The following is a 16,002-nucleotide window of genomic DNA, read 5'->3' on the forward strand; positions in this document are numbered from 1 at the left end:
GCACAATGCCTGCGTCACTCTCTTGATGGTCGTGGAACCATTATTTATTTGAAGGAAAATCAAGATGATGGATGTTGCTGATCTGCGCCGTGAATACTCCCGTGGCGGGCTGCACCGGGCCGATCTGCCAGCCGAGCCGCTGGCGCTGTTCGAGAAGTGGCTGGCGCAGGCTTGTGAGGCCAAACTGACCGATCCCACCGCCATGGTGGTAGCGACGGTGGATGCCGATGGTCAGCCCTGGCAGCGCACTGTGCTGCTCAAGCACTACGATGCCCAGGGTATGGTCTTTTACACCAACATGGGCAGCCGCAAGGCGCAGCAGCTGGAAGGCAATCCCCGTATCAGCCTGCTCTTCCCCTGGCACACGCTGGACAGGCAGGTTCACGTGACCGGCCGGGTGGAGAAGATGAGCACCTTCGAGGTGATGAAGTATTTCCACAGCCGTCCCAAGGATAGCCAGATCGCTGCCTGGGTCTCCAAACAGTCGACCCGCATCTCGGCCCGCGGCGTGCTGGAGGCCAAGTTCCTCGAGCTCAAGCAGAAGTTTGCCAATGGCGAAGTGCCGCTGCCGAGCTTCTGGGGCGGATTCCGGGTGGTGATCGAGACGGTGGAGTTCTGGCAGGGGGGCGAGCACCGGCTGCACGACCGCTTCTACTACACCCGCGACGGGGATGGCTGGCATATCGAGCGTCTGGCACCCTGAGCGCGCTGTTCAATTCTGTTTTCACAAGGAGTGTGTATGCGTCTGTATGGTGATCTGCGTTCCGGCAACTGTTACAAGGTGTGGCTGCTGGCTCGCTGGCTGGAGCTGCCCCTTGAGTGGGTAGAGGTCGATATTCAGGCGGGGGATACCCGTACTCCCGCATTTTTGGCCATGAACCCCAACGGCAAGATCCCGGTGCTGGAGATTGGCCAGGGCGATACACTGGCGGAATCCAACGCCATCCTCTTCTATCTGGCGCACGGCAGCGCCTTGTGGCCAACCGATCCGCGCCAGCAGGCCGAGGTGCTCAAATGGATGTTCTTTGAGCAATACAGCCATGAGCCCTATATCGCGGTGGCCCGCTTTATTGTTCACTATCTCGGCCGCCCCGAGTCCCAGGAGGCGCGTCTCGACGGGCTGAAAGCCGGCGGCGAGAAGGCGCTGGCGGTAATGGAGCAGCAGCTGAAACAGAGCCCCTATCTCTGTGGTGATGCGCCGACCATCGCCGATATCGCCCTCTATGCCTACACCCATGTAGCAGAGGAGGGGATCTTCTCCCTGCAGGGGTGGCCCGCTATCCGTCGCTGGATCGCCCGTATCGCAGCCCATCCCCGTCACCTGACGCTGCCAGCGGCCTGTCAGGCCAGCTGATGGAACTGCTGATCGAGGCCAGTCTGTGGCAACCGCAGTGGGCTGCGCTGTTGCCGCACTGGCAGCAGCAGGGTCATCGCTGGCAGCTGCTACTGGGCAAAGAGGCGGCCGCCGTCCTCGATCAAACCGATGCTCCCTGGGCGAGCAGTCCTCCTGACGGGGTGCTCTGCCCGGGGGCCCTGCTGGCTGCTTGGCTCGATGGGGATCTGCTGGCGGATTTTCATGTTGATCCCAGCCGCCAGATCCTGATCAGTGCCTCCACCTCGCTACTGACCCTCGCCAGAGAGCAGGGGCTGCTTACCCTTGGCCCTGTGGGGGCCGATCTGCCGCTTACCCCCGAGGCCGATTTGGGCGCCGTGCTCAATCGCCTGCTGGCGCGCCGCGTGACGGTGCCGACCCTGGCTGAGGGGCATTCGCTATCAGGTGTTGTGTTGCGACCACTGCAGGCCACCGATGAGCACGAGATAGTGCGCTATTGCAGCGATGAGGCGCTGGCCCGCTACACCCTCAATATTCCTCACCCCTATCCGCCGGAGGGGGCCCGCGACTGGCTGGTGCTCAGCTGGCGCAAAGCGGCGCTTGGCCTTGGCTGGAGCTGGGCCATCACCTTACCAGAGGCGCAAGGTGCGGCGTTGCTTGGGGTGATCTCCCTGCACTGGAATGGCGAGCTCGCTTGGTGGGTTGGCGTACCCTGGCAGAATCGCGGTCTGGCGACCCGGGCAGCAAGCTTGGTCAAAGCGTTCGCCCTTGACCAACTGCAACTGCCAGCGCTGACGGCTCGCCATATGCCAGACAATCTTGCCTCCGGCCGGGTGATGGCAAAAGTGGGCATGCACTATCGCGGGCGGCGCCATATCAGTGGTCGCCAGCCGTGCGAGGTGAGCTACTGGCGGCTGGATCGCGCTCCCTCCTTACCCAATCCCTTGCCCGAGGAAATTTCCCATTGGCTTGCTGATGAGCGGATCGCCGTGGTGATCCTGTGGGATCCTGTAACGTTGGATCGGCAGAGTGCCAACGGCAAGCTGGCCATCTTGCTCTTTGTGGATGAGAGGGGCGCGGGGGAGGAGTCCTGCTCTATTCGCTGCCCGCCGCATCTTGAGAGGTCTCTGGAGCTGCACTGTTACCCCGTCGAACTGCTGGAGCAGGCCGAACCGGAGCAGTTGTCCCATCTTGGCGGCGTCTTGCTGAAAGACAGGGATGAACAGGGGCTGGCGTGGTTGCTGCAACTGGCCGCGCTGCAGCGTCAAGGGCCCGAGCTGCTTAGCCGCGAGGAGCGCGCATCACGGCTCCACTGGTTCAACCAATTGATGGCGCAGGCGCTGGGTGGCAACGGTGACTCGTCGCAGATACGCTATCAGCAGTTACGGCTGCTGGTGGAGCTGCCGGAGCTGGTCGATGAGCTGGATGGTTGTTGGCATCAAACGCCCGAACTGACTTTTGAGCGGTTGGCGCGGGAGGCTCCCACCCTCTGGCTGGCCTACCGCGAGGCGATGAACAGGGCCACCCCGGCTACGCTAACCGCCTTGCAGCAGCAGTTTGCCGCTCGTTTTCCTGAGTGCACCCTCCCATTTTTGGACAAAGGTACTCAGAATGACCAGCCGTTGTGTGGAATAATGCCTGCTCTGCTGTACGAGGAGTAATACCAGATGTTGAGAACCGAGCGCCCCGGTGACATGCTGCCGGTTTATGAGCTGCTGAGTGCCGCCTTCGGTCGTTCCGATGAGGCCGAACTGGTCAACCGCCTGCGCGAATGTGGTGCTGCCGTGGTGACCATGGTCGAAGAGGAAGAGTACGAGTTCATGGGGCACCTGATGCTAAGCCCGATCACCATTAACGGCATGGAAGGTCCCTGGCTTGGTCTGGCGCCGGTCGCGGTTCATCCCGACTGGCAAGGTCAGGGGATTGGCTCGGATCTTATCCGTGAAGGGCTTGATACGGCGCTCGAAATGGACTGGAAAGGGGTGGTTGTACTTGGGGATCCGGCCTATTACAGCCGTTTCGGTTTCCGCCCAGCCAGCGAGTTTGGCCTCCACTGCATCTATGAGGTGCCTGCCGACTGCTTTATGGCTATGGAGCTACAGGAGCGCGGTTTTGCGGGTGTGCAGGGTGAGGTGCTCTATCACCCCCTGTTTGATGAACTCCCCGACGAGCTGCCGGACGCGCAGGCAGAAGTGTCCCATTTATAGCGAGACGTCGCAGCGACAAGCCATAACGAAAAAGCCCTCATCGAGGGCTTTTTCATCTTGTATTGGTCCCTGCCGGGCTTATTCGAGCAAATTGGCTCAGGCAATGATATCGAGCTGGGTACCCTTGCGATTATCTTCACCCACCATGTCCCCCATCTGCTGGGCGAGCGGGCTCTGCTGGAATTGCATGTAGTCGCTGAGATTCTGCTGGCGCTGGTAGCGATTGGTCGCCTGATAGAGTTCAGCCGTGCTCGGGCCCGATTTGCTGTCGCTCTCCTGACCGCTGGCCTCCAGGTAGCGCTCCACCACGGCTTTATCTTGCTGGTTAGCCGTATAAGAGACCGCCAGGGTTCTGCGAGCCGTTGCTTTCTCTTCGCTCTGTGCCTGCAATTCATCCTTCTTGGTCAGTGCTTCGTTACGGGCCTGACTGACCTGCTCGGGTGTGACAGCCGGAGAGGAGGGGTATTTGCCGTAATCGGGCAGCGGCATGGGCCTGGAGGTGATTTGCATGGTGGCGCTTCTCTTGTGAACAGGGACGGACGCATGATACCCATCCATGTTAGCTCAATAAATCACCACCTGTCGGTTCATCAAGAGTGGGTTCAGCTTCACGCATCGATTGTTAATTGAACCGCATCTGAGTGACAAAAAAGGCGCCATAAGGCGCCTTTTTATCCTTCGCTAACTGCTGGATCAGTTGAAGAACCAGTAACCGCGGTTGACCAGACGGGTCAGCAGTTGCAGGAAGCCAGCCTGATCGGCCAACTCCACCATGTCGGCCTGAGTGATGATGTCCTTGTCACACAACAGCGAAATGGCTGCCGCGTCTTCGCTCTGCAGCGTCCAGGCTTCGCCGTCGATGAAGCATTGCTGGCTCTCGCCGCTGAACCAGACGGTGCGCAGACCCGGCACCTTGATGGCGGGCTCGCCCTGGGTCAGCAGGTCGGCTACCTCCTCGGCGCTGTAGTCCGGCTCGACCGGATTGACGTCCAGATCGTGCTTGGCCTCGGAGATCATGGTGCCGAACCACTCCTTGAACAGGGTCTCGTCATCGAGGGCCTGCTGCATCAGCTCGCGCAGACGGTGCAGCTCGTGGGGCTGGATCTCGCCGTGACGGGCGCGGGGCTTGAGATCGGCATCGCCGTAACGCTCGGTACGCACCTCGTTGTCGATCAGATGATCGGCAAAGGAGGAGATAAGCGCCTTGGCATCCGGTGCGCGGAAACCCACCGAGAAGTTCATGGAGGGCTCGATGGCGTAGCCTTCGTGGGGGAATCCGGGCGGAATGTAGAGGATGTCGCCCGGCTCCATGATGACGTCGATGATCGCCTCGAATGGCTCGCAGTGCAGCAGGGCGGCGTGGGCAGCGAACTCGTTGAGCGGCTTGGCATCGCCAACCCGCCAGTGACGCTTGCCCAGACCCTGGGTGATGAAGACGTCGTAGTTGTCGATGTGGGGGCCGACACCCGCATGGGGGGTGGAGAAGCTCACCATCACATCGTCAAAGCGCCAGCCCGGAATGAACTGGAACGGCACCGCCAGCTCGTTCACCTCTGGGGCCCAGTGGTTGCAAGCCTGTACCAGAATGGTCCAGTTCTCTTCGCCCAGATGGTCATAGGATTCGAAGGGGCCGTGGGCCGCATCCCACTTGCCGTCGAAACGGGTGACGAGGCGCGACTCTACCACCTCTTCCATGGCCAGACCCGCCAGCTCATCCGGGCTGATGGGATCCTGAAAGTCCTTGAAGCCACCCTTGATAAGGAGCGGGCGCTTCTGCCAGTAGTGCTCGAGGAAGTGAGCGATATCCAGATTGAGTTCGTACATGCTGTTTCTCGTGTCTCGCAAAGAGGTTTTGCCCAAGGCAGGCTTGGGAAAAGCCACTCGGGATCCTGCCGTGGCAGGGAAAATAACAGGGGCCCTGTGGCATATCGTGCACAGGGCCCCTTCGTCACTGCCGGTTGGCTTACTTCAGCAGATCGACCAGACGCTGGGCGTCGCCGATGTAGTTGGCCGGGGTCAGCTTCTTCAGCTCAACCTTGACAGCTTCCGGCAGCTCCAGAGTGTCGATAAAGGTACGCATCCCTTCGGCATCGACGCGGCGACCACGGGTCAGCTCCTTGAGCTTCTCGTAGGGTTTCTCGATACCGTAGCGGCGCATCACGGTCTGGATCGGCTCGGCCAGCACTTCCCAGTTGGCATCCAGATCGGCAGCCATGGCTGCGTCGTTGGCTTCCAGCTTGGAGATGCCCTTCAGGGTCGCCTGATAGGCAATCAGGGAGTAACCCACTGCCACACCCAGGTTGCGCAGCACGGTAGAGTCGGTCAGATCACGCTGCCAGCGGGAGATAGGCAGCTTGCTCGCCAGATGCTGGAACACGGCGTTGGCCAGACCCAGATTGCCTTCGGAGTTCTCGAAGTCGATGGGGTTGACCTTGTGCGGCATGGTGGAGGAGCCGATTTCCCCCGCGATGGTGCGCTGCTTGAAGTGACCCAGGGAGATGTAACCCCACACATCGCGGTCGAAGTCGATCAGGATGGTGTTGAAGCGGGCCATGGCATCGAACAGCTCGGCGATGTAGTCATGCGGCTCGATCTGGGTGGTGTAGGGGTTCCAGGTCAGACCGAGAGAAGTCACAAACTCCTCGGAGAACTGGTGCCAGTCCACATCCGGGTAGGCGCTGAGGTGGGCGTTGTAGTTGCCGACCGCACCGTTGATCTTGCCGAGGATCTCCACCGCCATGATCTGCTTGAACTGGCGCTCCAGACGGTAGGCGACGTTGGCCATCTCCTTGCCCATGGTGCTCGGGGTCGCCGGCTGGCCGTGGGTACGGGAGAGCAGCGGCATGTCACGATACTCGTGAGCCAGACGCTTGAGCTCGCTGATCAGTTTCTCGCAATAAGGCTTGATGACCTCTTCGCGAGCGGTTTTCAGCATCAGACCGTGGGAGTTGTTGTTGATGTCTTCCGAGGTGCAGGCGAAGTGGATGAACTCGCTGACAGCCGCCAGCTCCGGGTTCACTTCGACTTTCTCTTTGAGGAAGTACTCCACCGCTTTCACATCATGGTTGGTGGTGCGCTCGATCTGTTTGATACGGGCGGCGTCACTCTCGTTGAAGTTGCTGACGATGCCGTCGAGCAGGGCGTTGGCGGCCGCGCTCAGGGCAGGGACTTCCGGGATCCCGGCGTGGCTGGCCAGTTTCTGCAACCAGCGAACCTCGACTTCAACGCGAAAACGCAGCAGGCCGAATTCGGAGAAGATAGGGCGCAGGGCATCGGCCTTGTCGCCATAACGACCGTCAATCGGGGAAACAGCAGTCAGCGCGGACAGCTCCATGGGGTGAACTCCTGATGATTTGTGTGGGGGATCCGTATCCACTCGCGCGTGGGGCTGAGTCGTCGTCAGGGCGGATGTGCGGCTGTTCACCCTGATGTTGACCTCGCTTGCCCGCGCGCGAGCCGATGATTAGTAACGTTTGGCCAGCTCCACCATCTTCTTGCGAGCGAAGATGATCTGGGTGCGGCTGCCACCGAGCTGACGCCACAGCACGCAGGCACGAATGCCTGCCAGCAGCAGGGCGCGCACCTTGTGCTGCACCAGCGGCTGCTGCAGGAACAGCGGGGTACCCGCCACCTGGATGCGCGGCCCGATGGGGCTGATTAGATCGCTGTAGATGCTCGCCATGTTGGCCAAAATCTGCTCGTCGAGCAGATCGAAGTGCTGTTGCTGGCGGCCAATCTGGCTGATCCGCTCACCCAGCATGTTGAGAATGTCCTTGCGCTTGGCCAGCTTGCGCTCCAGCGCAATCAGGCTCACCACGTAACGGGTCAGCTCGGCATTCTTCTGGCTGCCGTCGGCACCCAGCTGTTCGACCAGCGCACGATAGCCGTCGCGAATGGCCAGATGGGTGTTGTTGAACACCTCGAGCGGCTGGCTCGGGTTGGTCACCAGAATGCTGGAGAGGCTCTCTCGCAGGGCGGCCTCGTCACAGCTGCCGTCGCGGGCCACCTTTTGCACCAGATACGCGGCCTGGCAGATGCCGGCAAAGGCCATGGTTCTGTCTTGGAATTTATCGCTCACGTCTGCTGCCTTCTGTTAAGGATTCAAACCGGATGGCTGAAACGTTGTTCGATGATGCCACCGCCCAGACACACTTCCCCGTCGTAGAAGACGGCGGACTGGCCCGGGGTGACCGCTGCCTGTTTCTCGTCGAAGATGACCCGGATGGTCTCGTCGTCGATGGGCTGGATCAGGCAGGGGATATCCTGCTGACGGTAGCGGGTCTTGACGGTGCAGCGACGCGGCTCGCGAATGGGAGTGCGATCCACCCAGTGCAATTGGCTGGCAATCAGGCCATCGGAGTAGAGGCGAGGATGCTCGCCCTGCGCCACCACCAGCACGTTGCGCTCGACCTCTTTGTCGACCACATACCAGGCCTCTTCGGTGGCATCTTTGCGACCACCGATACCGAGCCCCTTGCGCTGACCCAGTGTGTGATACATCAGACCCTGATGCTCGCCGATCACCTTGCCATCCACGGTCTCGATTTTACCGGGCTGGGCGGGCAGGAACTTGGCCAGGAAGTCCTTGAACTTGCGCTCGCCGATAAAGCAGATACCGGTGGAGTCTTTCTTCTTGGCGGTGATGAGATCCAGCTGCTCGGCGATGCGGCGCACCTCCGGCTTCTCCAGATCGCCAACCGGGAACAGGCTCTGACCCACTTGCTTCTCGCTCAGGGTATAGAGGAAGTAGCTCTGATCCTTGTTGGTATCGAGACCGCGCAGCAGGCGCGGGCGGCCTGTGCTGTCGTCACGGCGCACATAGTGGCCGGTGGCGATGTAGGTGGCACCCAGCTCTTCGGCGGCAAATTCGAGGAACGCCTTGAACTTGATCTCCTTGTTGCAAAGGATATCGGGGTTTGGCGTGCGGCCAGCCTTGTACTCTTCGAGGAAGTGCTCGAACACGTTGTCCCAGTACTCAGCCGCGAAGTTGATAGTGTGGAGTTTCATCCCCAGCTTGTCGCAGACGGCCTTGGCATCAGCCAAATCCTGGGCGGCAGAGCAGTACTCGTCCGTGTCGTCTTCTTCCCAGTTCTTCATGAACAAGCCTTCGACCTGATAGCCCTGCTGCTGGAGCAGGTAGGCCGAGACGGAAGAATCCACGCCGCCGGACATGCCGACGATCACCTTGATTTGGCTGTTGTCTGTCATTAGTCGAAGTTACCAGTTCGTTTAAACGGGGCGTATTCTACCAGAGTTTTGCGCCCCCGGTCACATATCCATGCCGCAGTTCCCATCAGGAGCCTGATAGCAGGAAATCGTTTTTCTGCTGTTGGCCTTTGTCACCGAAAAAGAGTGTCAAATGGCCTCATATAAAGGCCTTGAGGGCCGACAGTGGCAGCCGTGTCCCCGCCAGATAATCCTGAATGCACTGCCACACCAGCGGGCTGCGCAGAGCCGGTTTGCATTCCGCTATTTCTTCCAGCGTAAGCCAGTGGCAAGCCAGCACATCGCCGTCAGGATCCTCTGGATGGTGCTGACCCGGCGCTTTTTCAAGGTCGAAGATGATGGCGGTGCGCACATAGGTGGCATCGCTGTCGGCCGGTTTGAACAGATAGGTACCAAGCCAGGCGGTCGGCGTGGCGGTCAGACCCGTCTCCTCTTTGAGCTCGCGGCAAGCCGCTTCAAGCAGGTTTTCCCCCGGCTCCACATGGCCGGCGGGTTGGTTGAAACGGCGCTGGCCCTTGATCTCCTCTTCCACTACCAGAAAGCGCCCCTGCCACTGCACCAGGGCGGCGACTGTCAGGCGCGCCTCCATGCGGGCGTGACTGGTGGTCGATTGCTCTGCCTGATTGCTCATCATGACTCCTTGTCGTTGCTATTGGGATTGCCCGCTCGGGCGGGTCTGCGTGCCGTTCCTCGCCCGCTGCTGCGGGGTTTGCCGCCGGTCGGGTTCGTGGCTGCGCGCTCGTCCCGTCTCGGCTGGCTGGCCCGCCGTGGCGCATCCCTTGCCGGTTTGGCCGGTTTGGCGGTATGAGCGCCTGAACGGGATGAGGAGGGACGCGGGCGGCGGGTGGAGAGCGGTGCCAACTCGGGAACGGGCAGGCTGCGGCTCTCACCGGGGGCCAGACCATCTAACGTCCAGTCACCGATGGCGTAGCGAATAAGGCGCAAGGTGGGGTGGCCGATATGGGCGGTCATCCGCCGCACCTGGCGGTTGCGCCCCTCGATGATCTTGATCTCCAGCCAGCTGGTGGGGATCTCCTTGCGCTCGCGAATGGGCGGATTGCGCGGCCACACCGCAGGTTCATCCATGATGCGCACCCCGGCGGGCAGGGTCATGCCGTCATTGAGCTCCACACCGGCGCGCAGGGCAGCCAGTTTCTCCTCGCTCGGGATCCCTTCCACCTGCACCCAGTAGGTCTTGGGGGTCTTCTCCCCCGGCTGGGTGAGGCGTGCCTGCAGCTTGCCATCGTTGGTGAGCAGCAGCAGCCCCTCGCTGTCGCGATCGAGCCGCCCTGCGGCATAGATGCCGGGCTCTTTGATGTAATCCTTGAGAGTCTCGCGGCCCGCCTCGTCGGTGAACTGGCAGAGCACCATGTAGGGCTTGTTCAGCAGGAGCAATTTGCGATCCGCCGGGGCCAGCTCCGGTTTGCGGGGGGATGCATGGCGGGGTGCGGCTGGTTTGGCTGCCGTGCGCGAGGCGTTATCGCGCGGCGCGCGGTTGACAGAGAGACGGGAGCGGGGAGATTTCATCGGATACACACTTCAGACAGACGATGGCAGCGAGTGTACCACAGGGTGCTGAGGGCTGGATGAATGGCTGGCGTTTCAACAAGCAGTGCCCGGAGCCAATTCGCCTAGCTCAGCAGGCTCTCGATGACGATAGCCTGACGGGCGGGGGGCGAGCCCGCCAACAGCAGGGCGTGGCTGACCACATCGTCGATCATTGCCTGCGCCAGTCGGGTGAGGGGGCGTAGGGTCTCCCGTCCGCTACCGACCGGCACCGCCAGCAGAATAATGGTCTGCACCGGCCCGATTTGAGAGCCCCACTCGATGGGCTTCTTGCAATTGAGCAGGGTCAGCGCTGGCTGGCTGATCCCTTCGCTCAATACATGGGGCATGGCAAGGCCGGGGCGGATGATGGTGGCCGAGACCTGCTCGCGCCGCTCTACCGCAGCGGTCAGTGTGGCGCGGTTGGTGATCAGCTCGGTGGGCAGCAGATCGATCAGATGCTCGAGGGCTTCGGCCTTGGTCAGCGGTTCGGTGCTGTGGGCCAGCTGGCGCAGGGCAAAATGGTAGTCGGGCAGAGTGTTGGCCAGTCGCAACTCCGCCAGCGCGGCGGTATGCGGGCGCACCAGCGGCTGACCCAGCTCGCCACACCAGCAGGTGAAGGCCATGTGGGCCAGCTCGGCATCGCACCCTTCAATTTGCAACTGGCAGAGATCGCCGGGCTGGGTGGCGAGGGTCAACAGGGAGAGCTGGTTGCTGGCGGCAACGGTCTGGCGCCGGGTGAGGTTGGCGCAGCGGATGGTGGATTTGAACATCCCCGCCAGCCGGTTCAACTGCTTGGCCTGGGTGATGCTCAACCCCTGCTGGCAGTAGAAGGTAATTTCGCGGGTCAGCATCAGGCCGGGATCGGCAGGGCCTTGAGTACGGCGTTGGCATCCAGCAGCACGGTTTCCAGTCTCACCTGATGGATGGTGCAGCCGAGGAAGCGCTCTTTCTGCTCAATCTCGATATCGGAGGCAATCAGCACCAGGTCGGCGCTGGCAATATCGCGGGCGGTCAGCATGTTTTCCATGCCCATGGCGCCCTGTGTCTCGACCTTGATCTTGAGTCCCAGCCCAGTGGCGGCTTTTTGCAGGGCATCGGCAGCCATATAGGTATGGGCGATACCGGTCGGGCACGCGGTGACGGCAACGATCTTCATCTGCTCTCTGTGATGCTGACAAGGGGGAGCAACAAGATAGCGCCAGTGGGGGGCTTTTACCAAAAGTCCATATGAAAAGTGGGATCTTGATGGGGATATGCCCGTCCCTTGAACGGCAATGCAGGCTGATATGGGTTAGTCGGGAGTGGGGCTTCCTCAAACAACAAGGGCCACCCCTGTGGGTGGCCCTGAACAATCTGCGTCTGTTGTTATGACTATCAGGCGGTCTGGGCGGCCAGTTCGGCGGCTTTCAGTTCGCGCTTGATGCGGCGGATCTTGCGCTCTTCGGCGACCGCGACACAACCCATCAGCACCAGACAGGCGGCGGCTGCGATATCCAGCGCCGCGAAGGTGCCGGTCCAGCCGGTCAGACCGAAGATGGGGGTGCCATCGGCAATCATGCCCAGACCCAGTTTGGCGAAGCTGTCACCAATCAAGTAAGCGAAGGTGCCCTTGACGCCATCGGCCACGCTGATGCCCTGCTTGGGGACGAAGCCCACGGCGGCGACGCCGATCAGCAGTTGCGGACCAAACACCAGGAAGCCCAGGGTGAACAGGGAGCCCAGGAACATAAACTGGGTAGTCGCATGCTGGTAGAGACCCAGGGTCGCGATGATGAGCGCCAGTGCCACACAGGCAACCAGACCACGACGGCCATTGGCCAGATCGGAGAGGTAACCCCACATCAGGGTGCCGACCAGAGCGCCCACTTCGAAGAAGGTAAAGCCCTGAATGGCCACGTCTTTGGAGAAGCCCAGCTCCTGGTGGGCATAGACAGTGGACCACTGGTCGATACCGATACGCACCACGTAGAGGAAGATGTTGGCAAAGCAGAGCAGCCAGATCACCTTGTTGAGCAACACGTACTTCACGAAGATCTGCCACTTGGTCAGCTTCTGCTCTTCGGTAGCGATATCTTCTTCGCTCGCCACTTCGTCAAACAGCTCTTCCACCTTGCCAAGACCATAGGCTTCCGGTGAATCGCTACCAAAGCGCAGGCCGATAAAGCCGACGATCAGCGCGATGATGGAGGGGAAGATAAACATGCCGAGCACGTTGCCATCAAACAAGTAGTTGGCACCGAACAGCGCCACACCGGCCGCACCGGCACCGCCCACGTTGTGAGAGAGGTTCCACATACCCAGATAGGTGCCGCGCTTGTTGCGGGGAGTCCACTTGGTGATGGTGGAGTAGCTGCAGGAGCCACCACAGCTCTGGAAGAAACCGCTCAGGGCATAGAAGAAGATCATGAAGTAGAGGCTGAAACCGGTGCCGCCCATGCTGGCACTGAAGCCCAGCATGCAGAGCGCGGAGAGGATCAGCATCAGCGGCAGGAACTGCTTGGTGTTCTTGCCGTCGGCATAGTAGGAGACGATGGTCTTGCCCACCCCGTAGGTGATGGAGAAGCCAAGACCGATCATGCCGAGCTCGGTCATGGAGAGACCGTACTCCTGGATCATGTCATTTTGCGCAATGTTGAAGTTCTTGCGGATCAGATACATGGTCAAATAGCCAATAAATACAACCAGATAAGATTGCATAAACGGCTTGAACCAGAGCTTGCGCCGGGCTTCGACCGGCAGGTCGAGGGTGGGGACCCGGACCTGTTGGAGCAATTTCAACATCTTCGTTCATCCTCTGCGAGATAGACGGTATTTCCGCCGCGCCCCTCATTTGTAGATAGGTTGTTCGAGGTCACGCCACGGAAGGGAGAACGGAACGTCGGGGCTGTCAGCCGTTGCTGCGCTCGACGCTCCATCCATATAAACCCGGGCCCGGCACGGGATGACGGGGCACATTGCCCATCGCGGTGCGGGTCACGACATCAGGTGAGGTGACTCTAATAAGAGGGGCAAAAAATGGCTTGAGAGCCATCCCTAGTGGGGCTAAGAAATTTTCCTAGTTTTTGCGCTTTCGCGGACAAAGCGTGAGAAACATCACACCGCTGACGCCAGATTGCTGCCATTTCAGCCAGTTTGGCGCTCTGTGCGAGTGCTGGTCTGGGCTGGGCTAGGCTGGGGAGATGGGATGGATTGGCCAGAAGGGAGCCAGGGAAAGGTAAGGGGAGAAGTTAAGGGAAAAGTGAAGGGAGAGGGCTGATTGACCACCAATTCTCAGGTGGCGATATTGGTGAAAGGCTTGCCAGCCATCCCCAAAAACAAGAGGCCACCCCGTGGGGTGGCCTCTTTTATGGTTTAGGAGCCTTGATGGTGAGGGGGGACTCAGGCCGCCTTGGCCAGGGTTACCTCGTCACTCTTTTTTACCCGCAGCTTTTTCAGGGCAACCGCGACCACGCCGGTGACGATGGCACCGCAGATCATGCAGAGCAGGGCCAGCAGCGGCTTGTTGACGGCACCCAGCAGAGCCACGATGGGGCCACCGTGGGCAACGCTGTTGGTGATGCCGAACAGGAAGGCCATCACTGCGGCGGTCATGCTGCCCAGCACGTTGGCAGGAATGACGGCCAGCGGGTCACGGGCGGCGAACGGAATCGCACCTTCGGAGATACCCACCAGACCCATGGCACCGGCGGCTTTACCCGCTTCGATCTCGGACTCGTCAAAGATGCCGAGCTTGCGACCGAGCACAGTAGCCAGCGACATGCCAAGGGGCGCAGCCGGGATGGCGCAGGCCATGGCACCCATGAACTGGGTCTGACCGGAGGCGATCATGCCGACGGAGAAGAGGAAGGCCACTTTGTTGACCGGGCCACCCATATCAAAGCCGGCCATACCACCCAGCACGATACCCAGCAGCACCAGACTGCCACCACTCATGGAGAGCAGCATGGCGTTGAGGCCAGTCATCATGTCGGCAATCGGGGCGCCGATGATGAAGATGAATACCGCAGCGATAAACAGCGAACCGACGATGGGGGCGATCAGGATCGGTACCAGCGGTTGCACCATCTTGTGGTACTGACGGGTGGCAATCCAGCGCACCAGATAGCCGACCAACAGGCCTGCAATGATGGCACCGATAAAGCCGGTACCGGCATCAGCGCCGTAGAAGCTGCCGTTGTTGGCGATCCAGCCGCCGATAAAGCCTGGGGCCAGAGCCGGACGATCACCGATGGCGTAGGCGATATAGCCCGCCAGAATGGGGATCATCAGGGTGAAGGCGGCCACGCCGACGTTGAGGATCTGGTTCCACATGCTCCCTTCGGGGATCTGCATGCCGCTCGGGGTCGGGTTGCCGCCGATGGCCAGTGACAGGGCGATAAGCAGACCACCGGTCACTACAAACGGGATCATGTGCGATACGCCGTTCATCAGGTAGCGGTAGAGATCCGAGCTGCCGCCGCTGGCGCGCTTCTCGTCACCCTTCTTCTCATCTTTGTCTGCCACATAGGCGGGGGCTTTCAGCGCCTGCTCAATCAGACCCTTGCCATCCTTGATGGGGGCCTTTACGCCGGTCTTGATGAGGGGTTTGCCAGCGAAGCGGGCCATGTCCACCTGCTTGTCGCAGGCCACCACGATGGCGGCGGCGCGGGCGATCTCGTCTGCGGTCGGGCTGTTCTTGACGCCGATGGAGCCGTTGGTCTCCACCTTCACCTCATAACCCAGCTCCTTGGCGGCGCGCTCCAGCGACTCGGCCGCCAGATAGGTGTGGGCGATACCGGCCGGGCAGCCGGTGACACCGATGATCAGCCCCTTGTTGGCCGCAGGTGCGGCAGCCGCTTCCTCTTTCTTGGCCAGCAGCAGTGCCAGCGCATCGGCCGGGGTTTTGGCTGCCAGCAGGGCATCGATAAAGCCCTCTTCAATCAGCTTGGCGGAGAGCTCGGCCAGCACCTCGATATGGTGGTTGGCACCACCGGCCGGGGAGGCAATCATGAAGAACAGTTTGGACGGCTTGCCATCTTCGGCGCCGTAGTCGATGCCGTTGCGGCTGATGCCGATGGCGACGGCCGGGGTGCTGACCGCCGCACTCTTGGCGTGGGGCAGGGCAACACCCTCTTCAAAGCCGGTGTTGTCCAGCTCTTCACGGGCCCACAGATCCTTGACGAACTGCTGCTCGTCGCTGACCTTGCCTTGCGCGACCAGCAGGCGGGCCATCTCGGTGAAGACCTCTTCCTTGCGTGTCGCTTTCAAATCGAGATTGATCAGATGTTCATTGATCAAGGTGGTTATCATGGCGCTCTCCCCGCTCCGTTGCCGGAGCCTGTTGGCATGCCGCCCTTGCAGGCCGGCATGCAGACAAAATTGACCCGACTATTATCGCGCCGGGGCAGAGGTCACCCTATCGGACAAATGTGCGAATAACTGGATTTTTGTGCGCCATCACTTTGAGTGTGACCCTGATCGCAAAGCTGAGCAGCTGCTGAAACGGGGGCGGATTGAATCGCTCATATTTTTATTGATGATAAAAATCAAATGGTTGTGTTTATGTGTTGTTCAGCGCCTTGGCCGTGAGGTGAGTTTTTACTCAGCGGATGGGAGCACTCTTTCTATAAATTTGTGAGGTGAAAAACGGCGGCGGGATGTGAGCCAACGCACAGAAATGACCCCGCCGGCGGGAAGCGAGGGGCGGGC

At 60.6% G+C, this 16,002-nt stretch carries 15 protein-coding genes and 1 pseudogene; 4 read left to right on the forward strand and 12 right to left on the reverse strand.

Annotated elements, in window-relative coordinates; genetic code table 11:
• The first annotated feature begins 64 nt into the window (after positions 1-64).
• The 3 genes and pseudogenes from pdxH to AB5Z02_RS06375 all read left to right on the forward strand — a co-directional run.
• Positions 65-703 carry a pyridoxamine 5'-phosphate oxidase gene (gene pdxH / locus AB5Z02_RS06365; protein WP_005353629.1) on the forward strand — a complete coding sequence of 213 codons (639 nt, stop codon included), beginning with the start codon at positions 65-67 and terminating at the stop codon, positions 701-703.
• Between the two features lie 36 nt (positions 704-739).
• Entirely contained in the window at positions 740-1,354 is a 615-nt protein-coding gene (locus AB5Z02_RS06370) for a glutathione S-transferase family protein (protein WP_368215597.1), read from the forward strand.
• Positions 1,354-2,178, forward strand: a pseudogene (locus tag AB5Z02_RS06375) (GNAT family N-acetyltransferase); the annotation flags it as partial. The gene AB5Z02_RS06370 and the pseudogene AB5Z02_RS06375, both read left to right, overlap by 1 nt.
• Positions 2,179-2,634: 456 nt before the next feature.
• On the opposite strand, the gene AB5Z02_RS06380 reads toward AB5Z02_RS06375, so the two are convergent.
• Positions 2,635-2,715, reverse strand: coding sequence for a polyketide synthase docking domain-containing protein (locus tag AB5Z02_RS06380; RefSeq protein ID WP_368150394.1), 81 nt, complete (start codon positions 2,713-2,715; stop codon positions 2,635-2,637).
• 285 nt (positions 2,716-3,000) lie between these two features.
• Between AB5Z02_RS06380 and AB5Z02_RS06385 the strand changes: the two genes are divergently transcribed.
• Positions 3,001-3,540 carry a GNAT family N-acetyltransferase gene (locus AB5Z02_RS06385; RefSeq protein ID WP_005344037.1) on the forward strand — a complete coding sequence of 180 codons (540 nt, stop codon included), beginning with the start codon at positions 3,001-3,003 and terminating at the stop codon, positions 3,538-3,540.
• A gap of 96 nt (positions 3,541-3,636) precedes the next feature.
• On the opposite strand, the gene AB5Z02_RS06390 is transcribed toward AB5Z02_RS06385, so the two are convergent.
• The 11 genes from AB5Z02_RS06390 to AB5Z02_RS06440 form a co-directional block, all read right to left on the reverse strand.
• Complete coding sequence (locus AB5Z02_RS06390; RefSeq protein ID WP_194496022.1) at positions 3,637-4,050, reverse strand: hypothetical protein; 414 nt, start codon at positions 4,048-4,050, stop codon at positions 3,637-3,639.
• 183 nt (positions 4,051-4,233) lie between these two features.
• Positions 4,234-5,364: a cupin domain-containing protein gene (locus AB5Z02_RS06395; protein WP_005353621.1), complete on the reverse strand. Its 1,131-nt coding sequence runs from the start codon at positions 5,362-5,364 to the stop codon at positions 4,234-4,236.
• Between the two features lie 139 nt (positions 5,365-5,503).
• Positions 5,504-6,874 (reverse strand): adenylosuccinate lyase, encoded by a 1,371-nt coding sequence (gene purB / locus AB5Z02_RS06400; RefSeq protein WP_005334624.1) that lies wholly within the window; start codon positions 6,872-6,874, stop codon positions 5,504-5,506.
• Between the two features lie 129 nt (positions 6,875-7,003).
• On the reverse strand, positions 7,004-7,618 hold the full coding sequence (gene hflD / locus AB5Z02_RS06405; RefSeq protein WP_005334622.1) for a high frequency lysogenization protein HflD: 615 nt from the start codon (positions 7,616-7,618) through the stop codon (positions 7,004-7,006).
• Between the two features lie 23 nt (positions 7,619-7,641).
• Entirely contained in the window at positions 7,642-8,748 is a 1,107-nt protein-coding gene (gene mnmA, locus AB5Z02_RS06410; protein WP_005353619.1) for a tRNA 2-thiouridine(34) synthase MnmA, read from the reverse strand.
• 157 nt (positions 8,749-8,905) lie between these two features.
• Entirely contained in the window at positions 8,906-9,397 is a 492-nt protein-coding gene (locus AB5Z02_RS06415; RefSeq protein WP_058055760.1) for an NUDIX hydrolase, read from the reverse strand.
• Positions 9,397-10,293, reverse strand: a complete 897-nt coding sequence (gene rluE / locus AB5Z02_RS06420) for a 23S rRNA pseudouridine(2457) synthase RluE (protein ID WP_368215600.1) — start codon at positions 10,291-10,293, stop codon at positions 9,397-9,399. The genes AB5Z02_RS06415 and rluE overlap by 1 nt, the downstream gene beginning before the upstream one ends.
• Before the next feature lie 104 nt (positions 10,294-10,397).
• Positions 10,398-11,165, reverse strand: a complete 768-nt coding sequence (locus AB5Z02_RS06425) for a PTS sugar transporter subunit IIA (protein WP_368215602.1) — start codon at positions 11,163-11,165, stop codon at positions 10,398-10,400.
• On the reverse strand, positions 11,165-11,470 hold the full coding sequence (locus AB5Z02_RS06430; protein ID WP_005334611.1) for a PTS fructose transporter subunit IIB: 306 nt from the start codon (positions 11,468-11,470) through the stop codon (positions 11,165-11,167). Before AB5Z02_RS06430 ends, AB5Z02_RS06425 begins: the two co-directional genes overlap by 1 nt.
• Positions 11,471-11,688: 218 nt before the next feature.
• Complete coding sequence (gene uhpT, locus AB5Z02_RS06435; protein WP_005334609.1) at positions 11,689-13,095, reverse strand: hexose-6-phosphate:phosphate antiporter; 1,407 nt, start codon at positions 13,093-13,095, stop codon at positions 11,689-11,691.
• Between the two features lie 597 nt (positions 13,096-13,692).
• A complete protein-coding gene (locus AB5Z02_RS06440; protein WP_019446857.1) occupies positions 13,693-15,603 on the reverse strand; it encodes a fructose-specific PTS transporter subunit EIIC in 1,911 nt (636 codons plus the stop codon).
• Positions 15,604-16,002 lie beyond the last annotated feature (399 nt).

This window comes from Aeromonas sp. R2-3 (genome assembly GCF_040908375.1).
GTDB classification, from domain to species: Bacteria; Pseudomonadota; Gammaproteobacteria; order Enterobacterales; family Aeromonadaceae; genus Aeromonas; species Aeromonas veronii.

What these genes read in the sequence shown, in the direction of transcription:
- pdxH (WP_005353629.1), top strand. Translation starts at nt 65, where the DNA reads ATGATGGATGTTGCTGATCTGCGCCGTGAATACTCCCGTGGCGGGCTG.
- AB5Z02_RS06370 (WP_368215597.1), top strand. Translation starts at nt 740, where the DNA reads ATGCGTCTGTATGGTGATCTGCGTTCCGGCAACTGTTACAAGGTGTGG.
- AB5Z02_RS06385 (WP_005344037.1), top strand. Translation starts at nt 3,001, where the DNA reads ATGTTGAGAACCGAGCGCCCCGGTGACATGCTGCCGGTTTATGAGCTG.
- AB5Z02_RS06390 (WP_194496022.1), bottom strand. Translation starts at nt 4,050, where the DNA reads ATGCAAATCACCTCCAGGCCCATGCCGCTGCCCGATTACGGCAAATAC.
- AB5Z02_RS06395 (WP_005353621.1), bottom strand. Translation starts at nt 5,364, where the DNA reads ATGTACGAACTCAATCTGGATATCGCTCACTTCCTCGAGCACTACTGG.
- purB (WP_005334624.1), bottom strand. Translation starts at nt 6,874, where the DNA reads ATGGAGCTGTCCGCGCTGACTGCTGTTTCCCCGATTGACGGTCGTTAT.
- mnmA (WP_005353619.1), bottom strand. Translation starts at nt 8,748, where the DNA reads ATGACAGACAACAGCCAAATCAAGGTGATCGTCGGCATGTCCGGCGGC.
- AB5Z02_RS06415 (WP_058055760.1), bottom strand. Translation starts at nt 9,397, where the DNA reads ATGAGCAATCAGGCAGAGCAATCGACCACCAGTCACGCCCGCATGGAG.
- rluE (WP_368215600.1), bottom strand. Translation starts at nt 10,293, where the DNA reads ATGAAATCTCCCCGCTCCCGTCTCTCTGTCAACCGCGCGCCGCGCGAT.
- AB5Z02_RS06425 (WP_368215602.1), bottom strand. Translation starts at nt 11,165, where the DNA reads ATGCTGACCCGCGAAATTACCTTCTACTGCCAGCAGGGGTTGAGCATC.
- AB5Z02_RS06430 (WP_005334611.1), bottom strand. Translation starts at nt 11,470, where the DNA reads ATGAAGATCGTTGCCGTCACCGCGTGCCCGACCGGTATCGCCCATACC.
- uhpT (WP_005334609.1), bottom strand. Translation starts at nt 13,095, where the DNA reads ATGTTGAAATTGCTCCAACAGGTCCGGGTCCCCACCCTCGACCTGCCG.
- AB5Z02_RS06440 (WP_019446857.1), bottom strand. Translation starts at nt 15,603, where the DNA reads ATGATAACCACCTTGATCAATGAACATCTGATCAATCTCGATTTGAAA.